Origin of the sequence: Winogradskyella sp. Asnod2-B02-A, from assembly GCF_045063645.1 — a bacterium.
Classification (GTDB): Bacteria; Bacteroidota; Bacteroidia; order Flavobacteriales; family Flavobacteriaceae; genus Winogradskyella.
The window spans coordinates 879,170-899,812 of sequence record NZ_JBEFOG010000026.1 but is presented as its reverse complement, the minus strand read 5'-3'; the positions used below and the strand labels follow the sequence as shown (position 1 = coordinate 899,812).

Here is a 20,643-nt window from a genome sequence, read left to right as displayed (position 1 = left end):
TATAATTTATATAAAACAGAGAAAGAGGCTATTAGCCTCTTTTTTGTGTTTAAAAACTAAAATCATCGATAAAACGCATTTAATTTTAACATTTTTTAGATTTATAGTACAACGCTAAAGTTTACATTTGCCGACCAATTTAAATAAAATATAAACTTAAAATTTAATCATTAATCAAGTAAAATTTAAAATTATGAAAAAATTATTATTTACAGCTGCAATTGCAGTATTAGGATTTGCAAATGTTAATGCACAAGAAGAAGCTACAACTAATGGACCAACTTCGAAGGGGAAAATTTTAATTGAAGCTAATACTGGTAATGCTGTTTTAGGTACTACTGGAATTTATTTTTCTTCAACTGATGGTGAGTCTACGTATAACATCGGATTAGATGGTGGTTATTTTATCATGGATGATTTAGCTTTAAAAGCTGGATTTGGTTATGGTGATGGTACTAGCGATTTCGATTCAAGTGTTATTTCTTACCGTATTGGTGCTAAGTATTATGTTAAAAGTATGATTCCTGTAACCGTAGATTTAACTGGTTCTTCTTACGAAGATGCAGATGAGAATCCATTATGGTTAGGTTTAGGTGCTGGTTATGCATGGTTTGTTACTGACAGTGTTTCTATCGAGCCAGGTTTAAGATATAACTTATCTTTAAACGAAGATTATACTGATGAAGGTGTATTACAATTTAACGTTGGTTTTGCATTACATTTCTAGTAGAATAAAATAATATTTATTAAAAACCGAAGCAGACGCTTCGGTTTTTTTTTGCTCCAGTTTTTTTAGAATTTTAAAAGATAATTCAAAATGATCCTAGTCATTAATCCAATAGTTTAATAGATATAGTTTTGTCTTAACGAATTTGGTATAAAGCCAAAACTTAAATATTAAAAATTATATATCATGAAAAAATTAATGTTAATGGCTGCACTTGCAGTTTTCGGATTCACAAATGTAAATGCTCAAGATGATGCTACTTCAGACGGACAAACATCTCAGGGCAAATGGTTAATTGAGGCAAACACGGGTAATGCTATGTTAGGAACTACTGGTCTTTATTTCTCATCGAGTGATGGTAGTTCTGAATACAATATCGGTTTAGATGGTGGTTATTTTATTATAGATGATCTCGCTATTAAGGCTGGTTTAGGATATGGTGGTTTTAGTCCAGATGAAGGTGATTCTACAAGTTCATTTTCTTACCGTTTAGGTGCAAAGTACTATTTTAATAGTATGATTCCTGTAACAGTAGATTTAACAGGTGCTTCTGGTGATGGAGCTGAGAATTATGCAGGTGAAACACCTTTATGGTTAGGCTTTGGTGCTGGTTATGCATGGTTTATTAGCGACAACGTTTCTATTGAACCAGGTTTAAGATATAATTTATCTTTAAACGAAGATTATACTGATGAAGGTGTATTACAATTTAACGTTGGTTTTGCATTACATTTTTAGTAAAATAAAATAAAATAATATTTATTAAAAACCGAAGCCAACGCTTCGGTTTTTTTAAGCATTAAATTGAAGACTTAACCTGATTTTTATCATAAATTATAAACTAGTTTAAGAATATTTTTAACATATATTTAGGTTAAAACTAAAGACTTAAAATATTTATTAACTCTAAAACTAAACATTATGAAAAAATTATTATTAATGACTGCTGTAGCAGTATTTGGATTTTTAAACGTAAATGCACAAGAAGTGAAATTTGGTGCAAAAGCAGGTGTTAACTTTGCCACGCTTGGCGGTGATGTTGAAGATGCTGATGGCATAACAACTTTTCATGTTGGTGCTGTAGCGGAGATTTCTATTTCGGAAAAATTTTCAATACAACCAGAATTATTGTATTCTGCTCAAGGTGCTGATAATGAGGATTCTTACTCTGAATTTGGTTACTCTGTAAGTGAAAAAACTAAATTCAAGTTAGACTACCTTAATATTCCTATTATGGCAAAGTATTACGTGGCTGAAGGTTTTAGTGTTGAAGCAGGACCTCAAATTGGGATTCTGTTATCTGCAAATGGTGAATATGAATATAAGGAATCTTATGAAGGAGAAACATTCTCAGATTCTGATGATGAGGATATCAAAGATAATTTTAAATCAATAGACTTTGGCTTTAACGTTGGTGTTGGTTATAAGATGGATAGTGGTTTAAACTTTTCTGCACGTTATAATTTAGGGATTGCAAATATTAATGATACTGATAATTCTGATGATTGGACTATAAATAATAGCGTTTTACAATTATCTGTAGGATATATGTTCTAAAATAATAACATTTTTAAATATTAAAACCGAAGCCAACGCTTCGGTTTTTTTATGCGTATTATTTAATATATTTACTATATGAAAAAACTTATCATTATAAATGGTCCAAATCTAAATTTGTTAGGCAAGCGCGAGCCTGAAGTTTATGGTCACCAAACTTTTACAGAATATTTAGACTTATTAAGAGCAAAGTTTCCAAAAGCAACTATAGAATATTATCAATCTAATATAGAAGGTGAGCTCATTGATAAAATTCAAGAAGTTGGTTTTTCTTTTGATGGTATAATTCTAAACGCAGCTGCTTACACACATACTTCTGTAGGTATTGGTGATGCCATAAAAGCGATACAAACACCAGTAGTAGAGGTTCATATTTCTAATACATTTTCAAGAGAAGAGTTTAGGCATCAATCTTATATTTCACCAAATGCAAAAGGTGTTATCCTTGGTTTTGGCTTGCAGAGTTATGATTTAGCGATTGAGAGCTTTTTATAGCACCTTAGGTTTACTTTACTTTATTGTAAAACCGTTTTTCAATGTGTTTATATGTAAATGAAGAGTAAGCACAAACTAAAATAATTAACAGTATTTCAGAGAGTAGAATATAGTTGTCATTGATACCAAATCCTTTTATTAATATCATATTGTATAATATGATCATAAGAGTGTGATTAAGGTAAATAGAATAAGACCATTGTCCTAGTTTTTGAAAAAGGTGCCGTTTTAGTAGCTCTGAAATTATTCCTTTCTCCAATGAGAACACTAAAATTAGCAATCCAAAAGCCATGTGAATAATAAAGAAATAGTTTTTAAAATAGCCTACATGGCATATGATATATATAACTATAATTAATATGAGTACTTCAAATAAATGACCTAAAATTTTAGAAGCTTTATTTAGTACATTGAGCAAAAGATGTCTTATTAAATAGATTATTATTCCGAAGTAGAAACCAATAAAACCTCTTATAAAACTATATTTATAATCTATGGTGATATTATAAGTATGGTCTTTTAGACTGAAAAACAGATAGCCTAAACATACAATAGACAAAGAAATAAGTAGAGTTAATCTTTTCTTTCTAAAACAAAGAAGGGACGTCAAAATAAATAAAAAGTATGTTATCATTTCAGCACTAATGGACCAACTTGGACCATTCCAATTAAAGCCATAAAACAAAGGTGTTGAATTAAGTAAAAAAAATTGTGGCCAAAATGAAGCCATGGTATTAGCTTCAAAAGGTACAGTAGAATAATTAATTTGATTAGATGTTACATATTTAATAATTTCTAAGATAAGTAATACTAATAAGGTATAAACATGAAGCGGAACTAGCCGTTTTATCCGTTTTAATATAAAAGGCTTGCTACTACTAAAGGTGCTTAATTTATCCTTGTAATTATGATAAATTACAAAACCGCTTAAAACAAAGAATAAGTCTACAAAAAAGCCAGAACCTCTTATAAATGCACTATTGGTTAATACAGACAATTGTGGAGTATGAAAAAGAAATACTAAAAGAGCAGCTAGTCCTCTAAAAGCATCTAAAGCATAAAATCTTTTTATTGTATTCAAAAAAAATGAAATGTGATGGGTTAATAGATGCGCCTAATTTAGTTAAAAGTAGATACAAAAAAGACGATTCAATGAGAATCGTCTTTTTTAAAATTTATATTTCTAAGCTTAATTATAAGTGAATCACTTCATCATAAGCAGCAGCAACAGCTTCCATCACGGCTTCACTCATTGTTGGGTGAGGATGCACTGTTTTTAATACTTCATGTCCTGTAGTTTCTAATTTACGTCCTAGAACAGCTTCGGCAATCATATCTGTAACACCTGCACCAATCATATGGCAGCCTAACCATTCACCATATTTGGCATCAAAAATTACTTTAACGAAACCTTCTTTGTTTCCACCAGCACTTGCTTTACCAGATGCAGAGAACGGAAATTTACCAATCTTAACGTCTAAGCCTTTTGCTTTTGCTTGCTCTTCTGTTAAACCAACAGAGGCAATTTCTGGTGTACAATACGTACAACCAGGTATATTTCCATAGTCTAAAGCTTCAACATGTTGTCCTGCAATTTTTTCTACACAAAGAATAGCTTCAGCAGAAGCAACGTGTGCTAAGGCTTGCCCAGGAGTAACATCTCCAATAGCATAATAACCTGGTATGTTTGTTTGGTAGAAATCATTTACTAAGATCTTATCTCTATCAACAGCAATACCAACATCTTCTAAACCTATATTTTCAATATTAGATTTAATACCTACAGCAGATAATAATATATCAGCTTCTAAAGTTTCTTCACCTTTTTTTGTTTTTACAGTCGCTTTAACTCCAGCTCCCGAAGTATCAACAGATGTCACTTCAGCAGAGGTCATTATTTTGATACCATTTTTCTTAAAGCTACGTTCTAATTGCTTAGAAACTTCATTGTCTTCAACAGGGACAATTTTATCTAAATATTCTACAATAGTCACTTCAGTTCCCATTGAGTTATAGAAATAAGCAAATTCAACACCAATAGCACCAGAACCAACCACAATCATTTTCTTAGGTTGTTTGTCTAAATTCATAGCTTGTCTGTAGCCAATTACTTTTTTACCATCTTGTGGTAAGTTTGGTAATTCACGTGAGCGTGCACCAGTAGCGATTATAATATGGTCAGCAGAATATTCTTTACCATCCACATCAATTTTCTTTCCGGTTTTTAATGTTCCAAAACCTTCAATAACATCTATTTTATTCTTTTTCATTAAGAATTTAACACCATTACTCATACCGTCTGCAACACCACGACTACGTTTTACAACAGCGTTAAAATCTTTGTCGTAATCAGTTACTTTTAACCCGTAATCGTCAGCATGTTTAAGGTATTCAAAAACCTGAGCAGATTTTAAAAGTGCTTTTGTAGGAATACAACCCCAATTTAGGCAAATGCCACCAAGACTTTCTTTTTCAATAACGGCTGTTTTAAAACCTAATTGTGAAGCGCGAATCGCAGCAACATAACCACCAGGACCACTTCCTAAAACTATAATATCGTATTTACTCATGAGTAAGTTTTTAAATTGAATTTTTGATTTTACAAAAATAACAAATTCCAAAAACAAAATACCAAAAACCAAAACGTTTAAATTGTATTGGGTATTTTCTTTGTTGATTTCTGTAAATTGAAATTGTTAGTTTTTAATTTAAAACTATAATTTGTCCGTAAAATGGGTTCTGCTTTTATCAGTTTCAAATTTAACTTTATTGAATGCTATAGATTGCCCTTTTGCAATAGATAAGGTCTCCCAATTTTTACCTTTAATTAGTTTACCCATTAACACCATCTGACCAACATGATAGGCGTAATGCATCATCTGCCTATTGATAGCTTCTGTTACTGTATGACCTTGATTTCTAATATAAATAATACTTTCTAATTCATTATTTTTTAAAGGTGTAATGGCAGCGAATAAACAATCCCAGCCTTTAGTCCATTGGGTTATTAATTCATCTTTAGAGTTGAAATTATCTATGAATTCTTCATCCCGTTTTCGCCATTTTTTTTCGCCATCTTCGGTTAAAAAATTGGTCCAGCGACTGAGCATATTACCAACAAGATGTTTCACAATTATAGCAACTGAATTAGAATCTTGAGCAAACTCTTTTTTTAATTCGTTAAAAGAAAGCTGGGCTATGGTTTTATCTCCAAGAGATTTGTAGTATTCAAATTGTTTAATAGAACTTATTAAATATGATGTATCCATAGGGCTTAATTTAGTCCTATAAAATTAGCGATACAATATCTTTTAAACTAAGATTTAGAATAATTAGATGTTATATCGCTATTAAGTATTTAGATTATTTTGAAAATTTAGTCTTCAGAAGCTACAAATATTAAGGCATCACCATTAATACAATGGCGTTTTCCAGTGGTTTCATTTGGGCCATCGTTAAAAACATGTCCTAAGTGACCTCCACAAGTTGCGCAATGCTCTTCGTCTCTGGTGTATCCAATTTTAGTATCTGTACCAAAAGCAACATTGCCTTTGATTTCTCTATCAAAACTAGGCCATCCAGATTTAGAATCATACTTGTGTTCACTTTTAAATAACGGAGTATTACATGCTGCACAATGATAAATGCCTTTTTTATAGTTTTTATTTAAAGGACTAGAAAATGGTCTTTCCGTGCCAGCTTCTCTTAATACATAGTATTGTTTCTCGTTAAGTTGCTCTTTCCACTCAGTTTCTGTTTTAGTAACAGTGAATGTTTCTTTTTCTTTGGCTTCTGATTTTTGAGCAGAACTATTACAGCTCAAAAACAAACCAATAATTGTAAGTAATGTTATCTTTTTCATATTTTAAAATTACAAAATTTCGTTTGTTTTATAGGTCGCATTAACGTTTCATTAATTACGTAATAGATGTAATATTTTTTTTAAGTTAACAATTCACATTTTATAGTTGGCTTTGTATATTTATTGTTAAATTTAACAGCATCAACAATTAAATAGTGTATGTCAATGAAAATTATGCATGTCAGTGCTGAATGTTATCCAATTGCCAAAGTAGGTGGTTTGGCTGATGTTGTAGGTGCTTTACCAAAGTATCAAAACGAAATAGGTGCTAACAGTTCTGTTATAATGCCTTTTTATAACAATAAGTTTACGCAAGCTCATGAGTTTACGTCTATTTATCAGGCCAATTTAAATTTGGGAAATGAAGAGTTCAGATTTAATATTTTAAAAGTTGATGATTCCTCCTTAGAATTCGACATTTACTTTGTACATGTTGGTGATTTGCTTTATACAGATTACGTCTATTCTAATAATGATACCAATCGATTTTTAGCATTTCAAATAGCTGCTTTAGATTGGATATTAACTTTAGAAGAAAAGCCTGATTATATTCATTGTCATGACCATCATACGGGTTTGATTCCTTTTATGACTCAAGAAAGTTATAAGTATGAGTCGTTAAATAAAATTCCTGTAATTACTACCATTCATAATGCCCAATATCAAGGTTGGATGAGTTACGATAACTTGTATAAGATACCTCGATTTAATATTGAAAAAGTAGGATTGATAATGTGGGATGGCATGATTAATCCATTAGCTGCAGCTATAAAGTGTGCTTGGAGAGTAACAACTGTATCACCAAGTTACATGGAAGAATTAAAATTTAGTGCCAACGGACTTGAGTCTTTACTATCTCATGAAAGTGCTAAAGCAATAGGAATCTTAAACGGTATAGATTCTGATGTTTGGAATCCGGATACAGATAAATACATTATAAAGAATTATAAAAAAGCTTCAGTAGAATCTGGAAAAAAAGCAAATAAGGAATGGTTGTGTTCTGAATTTAATTTGGATGAAACAAAGCCTCTGTTTGCATTTATAGGTCGCTTAGTTGGAGAAAAAGGAGCCGAACTTTTGCCTTATGCTATTGATTATGCTGTGCGCTCTAAAGACATATCTGTAATAGTTTTAGGGTCTGGTTCTAAGGAAACAGAGCGACAATTATTTGATTTAATTCCAAGGCACAGTGGTAATTATAATGCTTTTATTGGTTATGATGAAAAACTCTCTCATATCATTTATGCAGGAGCGGATTTTTTACTAATGCCATCTCGTGTTGAGCCTTGTGGTTTAAACCAAATGTATTCTTTAAGGTACGGAACTGTACCTGTTGTAAGACGTATTGGAGGATTAAAAGATACCGTTGTAGATATCGGTGATAATGGATTTGGCATTTGCCATAATGAAGTGTCAGTGCAAGATATTGTGGTTGCCATCAGTAGAGGCAAAGATTTTTATAATCATCAAAAGGAATTTAAAGCTAACAGAAAACATATAATGAGCATTGACCATTCTTGGAAGGTTTCTGCTAATGCATATATTGATTTATATAAATCAATCAACTAAACAAACTAAATAAATTACGCTAATCTAAACTAAATTTAAGCTATGATAAACGATAAAGTACTGTCAATTATTCTAGGAGGAGGCCAAGGGTCTCGGCTGTATCCCTTAACAGAAAAACGCTCTAAACCAGCAGTTCCTATTGCTGGTAAATACAGACTAGTGGATATACCAATCTCTAACTGTATAAATTCTGATATTAAACGTATGTATGTGTTAACTCAGTTTAATTCTGCATCCTTAAACAGACATATAAAAAACACCTATCATTTTAGTTTTTTCAGTTCGGCATTTGTAGATGTATTAGCAGCAGAACAAACGCCAGAGAGTAAATCTTGGTTTCAAGGAACTGCTGATGCTGTAAGACAAAGTATGCACCATATTAAAGCTCACGATTTTGAGTATGCTTTAATTTTATCTGGTGATCAATTATACCAAATGGATTTCAATGAAATGATTGAAGCACATAAAAATGCCAATGCAGAGATTTCTATTGCTACAATACCAGTAAATGAAAAAGATGCTACTTCTTTTGGTATTCTTAAGACAGATAAAGATAATGTGGTTACCTCATTTATTGAAAAGCCTAGTTCTGATTTATTGCCAGAATGGACTTCTGAAACAAGTGACGATATGAAAGCTCAAGGACGTAATCATTTGGCGTCTATGGGTATTTATATTTTTAATAGACAACTATTAATTGATTTAATGAACAATCCTGAAACCAATGATTTTGGTAAAGAGATTATTCCTCAATCTATAGATAAACATAAAACGTTAAGTTACCAATATGAAGGTTATTGGACAGATATTGGTAATATAGACTCATTTTTTGAAGCTAATCTTGGTTTTACAGATGATTTACCACATTTTAATTTATACGATTCTAAACAACGTACTTATACGAATGCTAGGATTTTACCAACTTCAAAAATCACAGGTACAGCTTTAGATAGAGCTGTAATTGCAGAAGGTTGTTTAATAAATGCGGCTAAAATTGAAAAATCTGTAATTGGTATTCGTTCTAGAATAGGAAAGGATTCTACAATAATTAATACCTACATGATGGGTAATGATGATTACGAAAGTTTAGACGATATTAATAGAAAACACACTGAAATACTTTTAGGTATTGGTGAAAGGTGCTACATTAAGAATACTATTATAGATAAAAATGTACGTATTGGAGATGATGTAAGAATCAATGGAGGTAGTCATTTAGCAGACACAGAAACAAATGAATATGTAATTAAAGACGGAATAGTGGTTATAAGGAAAGACGCTATAATTCCTAAGGGATTTGTACTATAATATATGGCAGAAGTAATAACACACAGTCGTTTTACAGATTTTGATATTAACCTTTTTAAATCTGGAAAACACTATCGTTTATACGAGAAATTTGGTTCACACATAACAACATTAGACGGAGTAGAAGGTGTATACTTTGCTGTTTGGGCACCTAGTGCAAAAATGGTATCTGTAATCGGAGACTTTAATTTTTGGAATGATGGTGAGCATAAATTAAATGTACGTTGGGATTCTAGCGGAATTTGGGAAGGATTCATTCCAGGTGCTGGTAAAGGAAGCAAGTATAAGTACAAGATTCTTAGTAGTAATAACGATATAGTCACCGAAAAAGCGGATCCTTATGCTAGGCGTGCAGAGCACAATCCTAACACAGCATCTATTGTTTGGGATGATAACTATAAGTGGAAGGATTCTAAATGGATGAAAAAGCGTAAAAAAAATAACGCTTTAGATGCCCCTTTTTCTGTTTATGAAGTTCACTTAGGATCTTGGAAAAAACAAATTGAAGAGAATCGTTTTTTGTCTTATGTAGAATTAGCTGACGATTTAGTTAACTACGTAAAAGACATGAACTTTACGCACGTGGAGTTAATGCCTGTAATGGAGTATCCTTATGATCCTTCTTGGGGTTATCAGATTACGGGTTATTTTGCTCCAACTTCCCGATTTGGTTATCCTGAAGAATTTAAATTATTGGTAGATAAACTACACCAAAATGATATAGGTATTATTCTAGATTGGGTGCCATCGCATTTTCCAGAAGATGCACATGGACTTGGTTTTTTTGATGGTTCTGCGCTTTATGAACATCCAGATAGAAGAAAAGGATATCACCAAGATTGGAAAAGTTTAATTTTTAATTATGGACGTAACGAAGTTAAATCTTTTCTTATTAGTAATGCGCTGTTTTGGTTAGACCAATATCACGCTGATGGTTTTAGAGTAGATGCAGTAGCGTCAATGCTATTTCTAGATTACAGTAGAGAAGATGGAGAATGGGAGCCAAACATGTTTGGTGGTCGAGAAAACTTAGAGGCCATGTCATTTTTAAGAGAAATGAATGAAGCTGTTTATTCAGCATTTCCAGATGTGCAAACTATAGCAGAAGAATCCACAGCGTTTCCTATGGTTTCTAAACCTGTATTTATGGGAGGTTTAGGGTTTGGTATGAAATGGATGATGGGTTGGATGCATGATACACTTCAGTATTTTAGTAAAGAAACAGTGTATAGAAAATTTCACCAAAATGATTTAACCTTTTCAATGACCTACGCGTTTACGGAGAATTTTATGTTGCCGTTAAGTCATGATGAGGTTGTTTATGGTAAAGGTTCTATGTTGAATAAAATGCCAGGTGACGAGTGGCAGCGTTTTGCCAATTTAAGATTACTATATAGTTATATGTTTACACATCCTGGAACTAATTTATTGTTTCAAGGAGCCGAATTTGGGCAAAGTAGTGAGTGGAATTTTAAAACCAGTCTCGATTGGCATTTATTACAATACGATCCTCATAAAGGTGTACAAGAATTAGTGAAAGACTTGAATACGCTTTATAAAAATGAGCCTGCTTTACATCAAAAACAGTTTGAAGCAGATGGTTTTGAATGGATTGATTATGGTGATTCTGAAAACTCTGTATTTACCTACATTAGAAAAGGTAAACATGAAAAAGACGACGTTATCATTGCATGTAATATGACACCTGTTCCTAAAGAAAATTACAGATTAGGTATGCCAAGAAAAGGGAAACTTAAAGAAATTTTTAATAGTGATTTAAAGAAATACTATGGAACTGGAGATTATGTCAATAAGCTAAAGACAACAAAATCTGAAGCTTGGCATTATAGAGACCAATCAATAGATGTTAATATTCCGCCTTTAGGCATGGTTGCTTTTAAATATGAAAAGCAAATTAAACCTAAGGCAAAACCTAAAAGTGTAACTAAGTCAAAAGTTAAAACAGTACAAAAAAGCAAGACTACTAAAAAGGATAAGTGAAAGACTAAATCTTAAAAGTAGAGTAGCTTAATATAAAATGGCCTCAAGTTTTTTTTAAATCCTTGAGGTCTTTTTGAAACTAACAGAGCTAGAGTCCTGATGCTTTTCGGATTCTAGAATTGTTAATTCTCGGTATTAAAAATCATAGTAACGTATGCCAACAACTTCGAAAGAACTTTTCTTAAAATATGGTATTCCTAGCCTTGCAATTCTAGTCATTGCGATACAGTTCTTTTTTATTAAAACACAACAGCTTAATCAATGGAAAGGTGGAGGTTATGGTATGTATACCAAAATTCATTTTTACTACAATCAAATTTATATTCCAGATATATCAGTGGATTCTTTAGCGGATAATAACAACGGTATTAAAAACGCATTCAGAATGCTTAAAATAATGCCTAATGACGCAAATTTTTATAAAGCAGCACAATTGGTATTAAAAGCAACAGATAAAGATAGTGTTCATTTACAATTATGGGAGCCTAGCGTAAATTCTAGTAATGGTACATATTCAAGAGTTTTGATTAATGAAATTCACTTAAAAAATCAAGATTTGTGAAATATTGGTCAGACATACAAAATACATTAAAAGATAATATTGCACTAGCCATTCATCTATTGCTTTTTTTTCTTAGCGTTTATATTTTTATAACAGCAGAAAAGTATGGTTTATGGAAAAGCCCAATTCTAGTATTGGTAATATTCTGTTGGTTCTTTTTACGTAATAAAACTAAGCATCCAATTATTTGGATAGCAGTATTTACACTGCTGGTTTTTGATCTTTACCCATTTTATTTTAGAGTAGCAAATCATCATTTTGTGCTCACTTTTATGGTGCTTTCAGTAATCCTTTACCTTTATCATAAACGAAGTCATATCCTTTTAAAAAACATTCAAATGCTATTGGTGGTTGTAGTAGCTGCATCAGCGATACAAAAACTAATATCTAATCAGTTTATGAGTGGTGAATTCTATTACTATATGTTGAATAGAGGTTTTGTTTTTAATGTTTTTCATCCACTGTTTTCTGAAAGTTTAGAGGTAGCAAAGAGCAATTCGGAACAGATTTTAGAGTTACAAGCTACGGATCCAAATACTAAAGGAAGTGTTGTGTTAACAAATATTTTTCCCAACCTAGGTCTTTTTAGTCTTGTTTTTGCATGGATTACTGTTGCTGTGGAATTTATAGTGGCAATAGCAATTTTATGGAAACCTAAAAGTAAATGGGTACATTTGCTTTTTATTATGATGATTTTGAGTATTCTATGTACCAGATTAGAAACCGGATTTATGGCATTATTAGCTATCTGCGGCTTATTTCTGTGTCGTAATGTTAAATTGAAATTAGTGTATACATTGATTGTTATAGTTTGTATGTCACTAATAATAACCAAAATAGGATTCCATTAATCCTAGTTATACGGTTCTGTTTTTACTTGATTTAATTATGAATATTGCTGAATTTTTGAAGAAAATTGGCAAAATCATAAAAATTCAATCCGAAAACGTTTTAGTTAGTAAGAATTCTTAATAACCATGACGAACCCTTTCAAATGTTCAATTTTTTCCGTTTTTTTGCTAGTAATTTTGCCAAAAAATTAACCTATGATTGTAAATACAGAATTAGAAAATAAAGGAAATTTATTTCCTTCAAATATAATAGACTTTAAAAAAGATGTTGATAAGCTTTACTTTACAGCAGCAAACGATGTTATTTTAGAGTTAACGGTTGTTAGAGATAGCTTACTACGTTTTAGATATACTACGGTTGGAAATTTTGATAATGATTTTTCTTATGCTATAACTAAATACGCAAGTATTGGTTATAATAAACTAGAGATTGAAGAGAAAAAAGAATATTTCGAAATAACAACTTCAAAATTACGTTGCGAAATTTCTAAAGATGATATGAGAGTATCTATCTACGACGCTAAAGACGGCACATTAATTAACCAAGATGAAGGCGGTTTTCATTGGGAAGAGAGTTATGAGCATGGTGGAAATATCGTAAAGATGAGCAAAGCCTCTAATGATGGAGAAAGTTACTATGGTCTTGGTGACAAACCAAATCATCTAAATTTAAAAGGGAAACGCTATAGTAACTGGGCAACAGACTCTTACGCTTATGGTAAAGATACGGATCCTTTATATAAAGCTATTCCGTTTTATACAGGTTTACATCATGGTAAAGCTTATGGTATTTTCTTTGATAATACGTTTATGTCATCATTCGATTTTGCTCAAGAACGTAGAAATGTAACAAGCTTTTGGGCACAAGGAGGTGAGATGAATTATTATTTCTTCTACGGTCCAAAAATGAATGATGTTGTAGAAAGTTATACAGATTTAACAGGAAAACCACACCATTTGCCACCACTTTGGGCATTAGGTTTTCACCAATGTAAATGGAGTTACTATCCAGAAAGTAAAGTAAAAGAGATAACATCAACTTTTAGAAAACTTCAAATTCCATGTGATGCTATTTATTTAGATATCGATTATATGGAAGGTTTCCGTTGTTTCACTTGGAACAAAGAATACTTTCCAGATCCAAAACGAATGGTTAAGGAATTATTGGATGATGGTTTTAAAACCGTTGCCATTATTGATCCAGGAATTAAAATAGATAAAGAGTATTCTGTTTTTAAAGAAGCCTTAGAGAAAGATTACTTCTGTAAACGTGCAGATGGTGATTATATGAAAGGAAAAGTATGGCCTGGAGAATGTTATTTTCCAGATTATACAAATCCTGAAGTTAGAGATTGGTGGTCTGGTTTGTTTCAAGAATTAATTGAAGATATTGGAGTAAAAGGTGTTTGGAATGACATGAATGAGCCTGCTGTTATGGAAGTGCCAAATAAAACATTCCCAGATGATGTACGTCATGATTATGACGGAAACCCTTGTAGTCATAGAAAAGCACATAATATTTATGGTATGCAGATGGCTAGAGCAACCTACCAAGGTTTAAAGAAATACTCATATCCAAAACGTCCATTTGTAATTACACGTTCAGCATATTCTGGTACGCAACGTTATACATCTACTTGGACAGGAGATAATGTAGCAACTTGGGAGCATTTATGGATTGCAAATATGCAAGCACAGCGTATGGCAATGTCTGGTTTCTCTTTTGCAGGTAGTGATATTGGAGGATTTGCAGAGCAACCACAAGGCGAATTATTTACACGTTGGATTCAGCTTGGTATTTTTCATCCGTTTTTTAGAGTACACTCTTCTGGTGATCATGGTGATCAAGAGCCTTGGGCTTTCGATGAAGATGTAACTGATATTGTGAGAAAATTTATCGAAATCCGTTACCAAATTTTACCATATTTATATACAGCCTTCTGGAATTACGTAGATCATGGAACACCATTATTAAAATCTTTGGTATTGTATGATCAAGATGATGTACAAACGCATTATAGGACTGACGAATTTATTTTTGGAGAACAAATTTTAGCTTGTCCAATCTTAGAACCAAATGCTAAAGGAAGACGTATGTATGTTCCAAAAGGTAAATGGTATAATTTCTGGACAAATGAAATTGTAAAAGGAGGTAAAGAAATGTGGGTTGATGCAGATATTGATAGTATGCCAATTTTTGTAAAAGAAGGAGCCATTATTCCTAAATATCCTATTCAACAATATGTTGGAGAAAAAGATATTACAGAAATCACTTTAGATGTCTATTACAAAGAAGGGAAAGAGGAAAGTGAGTTATTTAGTGATGCTAATGATGGTTTCGATTATACTAAAGGACGTTATAGTTTAAGAAATTTTTCACTTAGAGGAAAAGCAAACGAATTGATAATTAATCAATATAAAGAAGGAAAGTATATTACAACTTACGAAACTTTTAATATTCAATTTCATGGTTTGCCATTTGATATTGTTGAGGTGCAATTAGACAATGAGAAAATTGAACATAAAAGTTTAAAAGTAAACGATATAACATCTATAGTTGTAGATAAGAACTTCTCTGAATTGCATATTATTGGAGTAAAGTCATAATATTAGATAGATTAAATGTTTGAAGGTTATTAATTTTTGGTGACCAAATGACTAATTTTGTGTCAAATAGTTACCGAATGATTTTTTTGTATTTTAGTAATTAGAATAAAACAATTAGCTATGAAATTAAATAAAATAATATTAAGTCTTGTTATTGCTGCAGTGATGTTTTCATGTGCAACAAATCCTTTTACAGGTAAAAAGACTATGGCATTTGTAGGTAACGACCAGTTATTTCCATCTGCGTTTGCTCAGTATAACCAAGTATTATCTGAAAATAATGTGGTAACAGGAACATCAGATGCTGAAATGATTACGCGTGTTGGGCAACGTATTGCTGTTGCAGCAGAACGTTGGTTAACAGCAAATGGTCATCAAAGTTATTTAGAGGATTATAAGTGGGAATATAAATTAATAGAATCAGAACAAGTAAATGCTTGGTGTATGCCTGGTGGTAAAATTGCTTTTTATACAGGTATTTTACCAATTGCAGCTAACGAAACAGGTGTCGCTGCAATTATGGGACATGAAGTTGCACATGCTTTAGCAAATCACGGACAACAACGTATGAGTGCATCTTATATACAACAAGGATTAGCTGTTGCAGGTAATGTAGCATTAGCAAGTGATGAGCAAGCTTTAGGTATTTTTAATCAGTCTTATGGAGTGGTTTCAAATGTTGCAGGTATGCTTCCATTTAGTAGAAGCCATGAAACAGAGGCTGATAAAATAGGTATCTATTTAATGGCAATTGCAGGTTATAATCCAGATGAAGCATCTGTACTTTGGGAGCGAATGAAAGCCAACAGTGGAGGTGAATCTCCACCAGAATTTATGAGTACTCACCCTAGTAATGATTCTAGAATTGAAAATTTAAAAGCTTTAGCACCAAAAGCAAAAGCAGAAGCTAAGAAATTTGGTGTCACAAGCTTTAGATCTATAAATTAATATTGAATTAATAAATATTTGATTACTTTAGAAGCTGCTCAATTTGAGCAGCTTTTTTTGTGGTATTCAAAACCATAAGACCCTTTAATCAATGACTATTTATGAATCAACTAAAAAAAGGAAGTAAAAAACTTCTTAACGCCTGGGCATTTTACGATTGGGCAAATTCAGTGTATACTTTAACCATTGCATCGTCTATATTTCCTATATTTTATTCGGCATTATTTGTATCTCAAGTAGAAAAAACGGTTCCTGCTTTTGGAATGGTTTTTAAGAGTACAGCATTAATAACTTATGTTACTGCATTCACGTTTTTGGTAGTTGCTTTTACATCACCTATTCTTTCTGGTATCGCGGATTATGTTGGGAACAAAAAGAATTTTATGAAATTCTTTTGTTACGTTGGCAGTGCTGGTTGTATTGGGTTGTATTGGTTTAGTTTAGAAAGTATTCATTTAAGTCTTCTATTTTACTTTATGGGATTAATAGGGTATTGGGGAAGTTTAGTATTTTACAATTCTTACTTACCAGATATTGCTTATCCTGAGCAACAAGATAGTATTAGTGCTAAAGGTTTTAGTATGGGTTATTTTGGAAGTGTAATACTCCTAATAGTAAACCTAGCCATGGTAATGAAGCCCGAATTATTTGGTTTTGATATTAGTATTTCAAAAACACTAGCAGAAACGGGAACTGAAAGTGAAATTGCAACAGCTTTACAGGATGCAAAAAATAGTGCTTCGTTTGAGGCTATGAGAATTTCGTTTATTACTGTAGGTTTATGGTGGGCTTTGTTTAGTCAATATACTTTTTATATACTGCCTGCAGGTGTTTCTAAAGGGCACAAAGTAACTAAGGATGTTGTTTTTAATGGCTTAAGAGAATTAAAACAGGTGTGGATTCAACTAAAGGAAAACTTACGCTTAAAACGTTACTTAGTTGCCTTTTTTGTTTTTAGTATGGCAGTGCAAACCATTATGTTGGTCGCAGTTTATTTTGGTGAAGAAGAAATTGCTTGGGGAGATGCTGAAGCTAAAACTTTTGGACTTATTGTGAGTATATTAATTATACAATTGGTGGCTATTTTAGGTGCTTATTTAACATCTCTTGCGTCTTCAAAATACGGAAATATTAAAACACTTATTGTTATTAATTTCTTTTGGATGGCACTTTGTTTTTACGCTTACTTTATGAAAACGCCAGAGCAATTTTATCTTGCAGCAAGTTTTGTCGGTTTAGTAATGGGTGGAGTTCAATCTTTGGCAAGATCTACATATTCTAAATTTTTACCAGAAACAGAAGACACCACTTCGTATTTTAGTTTTTATGATGTTGCTGAAAAAATAGGTATTGTTATAGGAATGGTGATTTTTGCAACAATAGATCAATTAACAGGTAGTATGCGAAATGCTATTTTATTTTTAGTTGTCTTTTTTATTGCAGGAATTGTGCTTCTGTTTAGAGTGCCAAAAACTGAATTAAAGAAACTTGATTAATTCTTTTATTGTATTTACTCTCACTCTTTGCTCTAATATTTTAACTTTGCCAACAAGTAGATCGCCTTATCGATTCTAAATTTATTTAGGGTAGGAAAGTCCGAACACCATAGTGCAATCATAGTGGTTAACAGCCACCAGTCGTAAGGCTAGGAAAAGTGCAACAGAAAGTATGTACAGGTAATGCTGTAGTGAAACCAGGTAAACTCTATGTGGTGCAATGTCATGTATACTAACGTTAGAGCGTACACGCGCGATTGTTAGAGGGTAGGCAGCTAAAGTTTGCTGGTAACAGTAAACGTAGATAAATGATAAGGGCTCTTTTATTAGAGTACAGAATTCGGCTTATAGATTTGCTTAAACATAAAAAAACCATCTAGAAATAGATGGTTTTTGTGTTTATAAAAATTTGAATTTCAATATTTTATTCAGTTCTCTATTCGAAGAAACTAAACATATTACCACCATAACTTTTAGAATGTAAGTAATGTTCTAATTGACTTAAATCGGTGTGTTTAGAATGTTCTACAATGAGTATTCCTTCTTCCTCAAGTAATTCATTCTTAAAAACTAATTCTGGAATTTTAGAAAAAGCATCTAATTCAAAATTGTAAGGAGGATCTGCAAAAATAATACTATGCTTTTGTTTTGATTTTTCAAGAAACTTAAAAACATCACTTTTAATGGTACTGATATTCATTTCAAAGGCATCAGCTGTTTCATTAATAAATTTAATACAGCCAAAATTTTCATCTACAGCCGTAATATGTTCCGTCCCTCTTGAGGCAAACTCGTAACTAATATTACCTGTACCAGAAAATAAATCTAAAACAGAAATATCATCAAAATAATATTGATTATTTATGATGTTAAAAAGCGCTTCCTTCGCCATATCTGTAGTTGGTCTTACAGGAAGTTTTTTAGGAGCTGTAATTCGTCGGCCTTTATACAGTCCAGATATAATACGCATATTAAAAAGAATTTAATATTAAAAAATGTTGGTGAGAATAACGTCTATCTGTTTCTGCTGCTATTTTAAAATCGTAGGCTTTTTCTACAAACCTTACATGCCTGATATAAAGATAAAGCATAACAAATAGCTCATCGCCAATAACTATATTTCCACTTAGTTGTACAAAAGTAGTTTCTACATCGAGTTTTAGTTGTTCAAAAACAAATAATACGTAATAGATAAAATCTTCTTTGCTGTAAAACTCAAACACATTAAATAATTGTAACTTATTGTCTTTTGTAACTAATATTTCTAAAGTGTTTTTATTAACGTTTATATAAACAATGGGATTTTCTGAAGATTCAGGGTTATTTAAAATAGACTCAATAAGGATACTTGATGAGTGTTTGTACACAAATTCACCAAAGGTTTCAAAAATATAATTGTTAATATTTACGTACGGTACATAGACATTCACAGTTTTATTCACAGAGATTTTATCTTCTGTTATAAAATCGTTCTTAAGTATTTTTGAATTAAATTTTAAGTAATCAACCTTATGATTTGCATCGTAAAGTTGTTCAGGTACTAGTGTTGCTAATTCATTTTGATGAATTACTAAAACTTCACTAAAGTCTTCAGAAAATACTGTATTACTACTTAATTCTGCCTTTATATGATTGAGAATTTCTTCAGGATTCAACTTTTGCTCAAAAGCATTAGTCTTTAAAAACTCAATGGTTTTAGTAGTCCTGTTTAAAATACAAAAAGAAAGTCCATTCAAATTAATTTGAATGGACAATTCTTTAATATCGGTTTTATTCAAAATTATTCTTTTGTTGAAAGATCTTTACCCCAATTTCCACTGGTATTAACTTCTTCCATAGAACCTATTTTTACAGTTTCTCCTTTAACACCTGCTACAGAAAATGCTTGCTTTTCTTTCTCAATTAAATATTGTTCTTGGCCATCTAAAACAATAGCTTTATCTACACTAGCTTCAAACACAGCGAACTCATCTAACTTACCTGCTTTAAGTGTAAATTTAGCATCTGGTTTCCCAATACCAACATTCATCATTGTTTTGTAACGATCGCTACCTTTAAAAAGTGAATCTTTTACAGAGTAATAACTTAACGTATCTATTAAAGTAATAGTTTTCATTGTTTCTACTCCACCAAAAGCTTTTGTTTTTACCTCATCTAAAATTAAAGTATCACGTCTTTGTGTAATTGGCACTTTTCCTGTTTCAACAAATTTTATTAATTTATAAAAATTATCAGCATAATCTCCGTTTACATCTTTGTAAGCTAACTGAGAATCTCTTATGTCAATAAGGCGATCGATAACTACACGATAGCGTTTATCTTTAATTTGATTGAATTGTATCTCTTTGTAAACTGACATAAAAGTCATATAACCTAAGAAAATAATTAATCCCCAAAGTAAGATGTTGATTACTGGTTTTATTTTCTTTGGAACAAATTTATCGATAGCCCAAACAATTCCAATGGTTAATGCTATAATAACTACAATTGCTATAATTACTTTCATGTGTTTATTTATTAATTAAGGTCTATCGCAAATCTACAATTTTTTTTTGTTGGTTAAAACTATCTAAATTAAAAATATTAAAAATATCTAAGTTAATAATTTATACACCCTAAAAATAGAGAATATTGCTATCTTGCTAGATATTTATTTTATA

The 20,643-nt window shown here is 31.5% G+C and carries 19 protein-coding genes and 1 other RNA gene; 13 read left to right on the top strand and 7 right to left on the bottom strand.

The window, feature by feature from the left end:
* The first annotated feature begins 193 nt into the window (after nucleotides 1-193).
* From ACJJVO_RS07420 to aroQ, 4 genes are all read left to right on the top strand, one after another.
* Nucleotides 194-727, top strand: a complete 534-nt coding sequence (locus ACJJVO_RS07420) for a hypothetical protein (protein WP_405572338.1) — start codon at nucleotides 194-196, stop codon at nucleotides 725-727.
* Nucleotides 728-913: 186 nt separating this feature from the next.
* The gene (locus tag ACJJVO_RS07415; RefSeq protein WP_405572336.1) at nucleotides 914-1,465 is read left to right on the top strand and encodes a hypothetical protein; all 552 of its coding nucleotides are present in this window, start codon (nucleotides 914-916) and stop codon (nucleotides 1,463-1,465) included.
* Between the two features lie 183 nt (nucleotides 1,466-1,648).
* Nucleotides 1,649-2,284 carry a porin family protein gene (locus tag ACJJVO_RS07410; protein WP_405572334.1) on the top strand — a complete coding sequence of 212 codons (636 nt, stop codon included), beginning with the start codon at nucleotides 1,649-1,651 and terminating at the stop codon, nucleotides 2,282-2,284.
* A gap of 78 nt (nucleotides 2,285-2,362) precedes the next feature.
* Nucleotides 2,363-2,779: a type II 3-dehydroquinate dehydratase gene (aroQ, locus tag ACJJVO_RS07405; RefSeq protein ID WP_405572331.1), complete on the top strand. Its 417-nt coding sequence runs from the start codon at nucleotides 2,363-2,365 to the stop codon at nucleotides 2,777-2,779.
* 10 nt (nucleotides 2,780-2,789) lie between these two features.
* Here aroQ and ACJJVO_RS07400 read toward each other — a convergent pair whose 3' ends face one another.
* The 4 genes from ACJJVO_RS07400 to msrB form a co-directional block, all read right to left on the bottom strand.
* Nucleotides 2,790-3,860, bottom strand: coding sequence for an acyltransferase family protein (locus tag ACJJVO_RS07400; protein WP_405572328.1), 1,071 nt, complete (start codon nucleotides 3,858-3,860; stop codon nucleotides 2,790-2,792).
* Nucleotides 3,861-3,972: 112 nt separating this feature from the next.
* Nucleotides 3,973-5,349, bottom strand: coding sequence for a dihydrolipoyl dehydrogenase (lpdA, locus tag ACJJVO_RS07395; RefSeq protein ID WP_405572326.1), 1,377 nt, complete (start codon nucleotides 5,347-5,349; stop codon nucleotides 3,973-3,975).
* Nucleotides 5,350-5,493: 144 nt separating this feature from the next.
* Entirely contained in the window at nucleotides 5,494-6,048 is a 555-nt protein-coding gene (locus ACJJVO_RS07390) for a DinB family protein (protein WP_405572323.1), read from the bottom strand.
* A gap of 107 nt (nucleotides 6,049-6,155) precedes the next feature.
* Nucleotides 6,156-6,641, bottom strand: coding sequence for a peptide-methionine (R)-S-oxide reductase MsrB (gene msrB, locus ACJJVO_RS07385; protein ID WP_405572321.1), 486 nt, complete (start codon nucleotides 6,639-6,641; stop codon nucleotides 6,156-6,158).
* Nucleotides 6,642-6,800: 159 nt separating this feature from the next.
* Between msrB and ACJJVO_RS07380 the strand changes: the two genes are divergently transcribed.
* The 9 genes from ACJJVO_RS07380 to rnpB all read left to right on the top strand — a co-directional run bounded on the left by ACJJVO_RS07380 (nucleotide 6,801) and on the right by rnpB (nucleotide 18,347).
* Nucleotides 6,801-8,210: a glycogen synthase gene (locus ACJJVO_RS07380; RefSeq protein WP_405572319.1), complete on the top strand. Its 1,410-nt coding sequence runs from the start codon at nucleotides 6,801-6,803 to the stop codon at nucleotides 8,208-8,210.
* 42 nt (nucleotides 8,211-8,252) lie between these two features.
* Nucleotides 8,253-9,518, top strand: a complete 1,266-nt coding sequence (locus tag ACJJVO_RS07375) for a glucose-1-phosphate adenylyltransferase (RefSeq protein ID WP_405572316.1) — start codon at nucleotides 8,253-8,255, stop codon at nucleotides 9,516-9,518.
* 3 nt (nucleotides 9,519-9,521) lie between these two features.
* Nucleotides 9,522-11,519: a 1,4-alpha-glucan branching protein GlgB gene (glgB, locus tag ACJJVO_RS07370; RefSeq protein WP_405572314.1), complete on the top strand. Its 1,998-nt coding sequence runs from the start codon at nucleotides 9,522-9,524 to the stop codon at nucleotides 11,517-11,519.
* A 154-nt stretch (nucleotides 11,520-11,673) separates the two neighbouring features.
* Nucleotides 11,674-12,081 (top strand): hypothetical protein, encoded by a 408-nt coding sequence (locus ACJJVO_RS07365; RefSeq protein WP_405572311.1) that lies wholly within the window; start codon nucleotides 11,674-11,676, stop codon nucleotides 12,079-12,081.
* On the top strand, nucleotides 12,078-12,932 hold the full coding sequence (locus tag ACJJVO_RS07360) for a hypothetical protein (protein ID WP_405572309.1): 855 nt from the start codon (nucleotides 12,078-12,080) through the stop codon (nucleotides 12,930-12,932). The genes ACJJVO_RS07365 and ACJJVO_RS07360 overlap by 4 nt, the downstream gene beginning before the upstream one ends.
* Before the next feature lie 195 nt (nucleotides 12,933-13,127).
* Nucleotides 13,128-15,539 carry a glycoside hydrolase family 31 protein gene (locus tag ACJJVO_RS07355; protein ID WP_405572306.1) on the top strand — a complete coding sequence of 804 codons (2,412 nt, stop codon included), beginning with the start codon at nucleotides 13,128-13,130 and terminating at the stop codon, nucleotides 15,537-15,539.
* Nucleotides 15,540-15,659: 120 nt separating this feature from the next.
* On the top strand, nucleotides 15,660-16,487 hold the full coding sequence (locus ACJJVO_RS07350; protein WP_405572304.1) for a M48 family metallopeptidase: 828 nt from the start codon (nucleotides 15,660-15,662) through the stop codon (nucleotides 16,485-16,487).
* A 101-nt stretch (nucleotides 16,488-16,588) separates the two neighbouring features.
* The gene (locus ACJJVO_RS07345) at nucleotides 16,589-17,983 is read left to right on the top strand and encodes an MFS transporter (protein WP_405572303.1); all 1,395 of its coding nucleotides are present in this window, start codon (nucleotides 16,589-16,591) and stop codon (nucleotides 17,981-17,983) included.
* Nucleotides 17,984-18,036: 53 nt separating this feature from the next.
* Nucleotides 18,037-18,347: RNase P RNA component class A (gene rnpB / locus ACJJVO_RS07340), an RNA gene on the top strand.
* A gap of 72 nt (nucleotides 18,348-18,419) precedes the next feature.
* Here rnpB and rsmD read toward each other — a convergent pair.
* The 3 genes from rsmD to ACJJVO_RS07325 are packed head-to-tail and all read right to left on the bottom strand — an operon-like array spanning nucleotide 18,420 to nucleotide 20,489.
* Nucleotides 18,420-18,953, bottom strand: a complete 534-nt coding sequence (rsmD, locus tag ACJJVO_RS07335; RefSeq protein ID WP_405572300.1) for a 16S rRNA (guanine(966)-N(2))-methyltransferase RsmD — start codon at nucleotides 18,951-18,953, stop codon at nucleotides 18,420-18,422.
* Nucleotide 18,954: 1 nt separating this feature from the next.
* Entirely contained in the window at nucleotides 18,955-19,761 is an 807-nt protein-coding gene (locus tag ACJJVO_RS07330) for a DUF3822 family protein (RefSeq protein ID WP_405572297.1), read from the bottom strand.
* Nucleotides 19,762-19,763: 2 nt separating this feature from the next.
* Nucleotides 19,764-20,489, bottom strand: coding sequence for a hypothetical protein (locus tag ACJJVO_RS07325; RefSeq protein WP_405572294.1), 726 nt, complete (start codon nucleotides 20,487-20,489; stop codon nucleotides 19,764-19,766).
* Nucleotides 20,490-20,643: the final 154 nt, after the last annotated feature.

Bases quoted from the DNA above. Each gene is read 5' to 3' on its own strand.
- ACJJVO_RS07420 (WP_405572338.1), top strand. From the start codon at position 194: ATGAAAAAATTATTATTTACAGCTGCAATTGCAGTATTAGGATTTGCA.
- ACJJVO_RS07355 (WP_405572306.1), top strand. From the start codon at position 13,128: ATGATTGTAAATACAGAATTAGAAAATAAAGGAAATTTATTTCCTTCA.
- ACJJVO_RS07415 (WP_405572336.1), top strand. From the start codon at position 914: ATGAAAAAATTAATGTTAATGGCTGCACTTGCAGTTTTCGGATTCACA.
- ACJJVO_RS07350 (WP_405572304.1), top strand. From the start codon at position 15,660: ATGAAATTAAATAAAATAATATTAAGTCTTGTTATTGCTGCAGTGATG.
- ACJJVO_RS07365 (WP_405572311.1), top strand. From the start codon at position 11,674: ATGCCAACAACTTCGAAAGAACTTTTCTTAAAATATGGTATTCCTAGC.
- ACJJVO_RS07345 (WP_405572303.1), top strand. From the start codon at position 16,589: ATGAATCAACTAAAAAAAGGAAGTAAAAAACTTCTTAACGCCTGGGCA.
- glgB (WP_405572314.1), top strand. From the start codon at position 9,522: ATGGCAGAAGTAATAACACACAGTCGTTTTACAGATTTTGATATTAAC.
- ACJJVO_RS07375 (WP_405572316.1), top strand. From the start codon at position 8,253: ATGATAAACGATAAAGTACTGTCAATTATTCTAGGAGGAGGCCAAGGG.
- lpdA (WP_405572326.1), bottom strand. From the start codon at position 5,349: ATGAGTAAATACGATATTATAGTTTTAGGAAGTGGTCCTGGTGGTTAT.
- ACJJVO_RS07380 (WP_405572319.1), top strand. From the start codon at position 6,801: ATGTCAATGAAAATTATGCATGTCAGTGCTGAATGTTATCCAATTGCC.
- ACJJVO_RS07410 (WP_405572334.1), top strand. From the start codon at position 1,649: ATGAAAAAATTATTATTAATGACTGCTGTAGCAGTATTTGGATTTTTA.
- aroQ (WP_405572331.1), top strand. From the start codon at position 2,363: ATGAAAAAACTTATCATTATAAATGGTCCAAATCTAAATTTGTTAGGC.
- ACJJVO_RS07390 (WP_405572323.1), bottom strand. From the start codon at position 6,048: ATGGATACATCATATTTAATAAGTTCTATTAAACAATTTGAATACTAC.
- msrB (WP_405572321.1), bottom strand. From the start codon at position 6,641: ATGAAAAAGATAACATTACTTACAATTATTGGTTTGTTTTTGAGCTGT.
- ACJJVO_RS07325 (WP_405572294.1), bottom strand. From the start codon at position 20,489: ATGAAAGTAATTATAGCAATTGTAGTTATTATAGCATTAACCATTGGA.
- rsmD (WP_405572300.1), bottom strand. From the start codon at position 18,953: ATGCGTATTATATCTGGACTGTATAAAGGCCGACGAATTACAGCTCCT.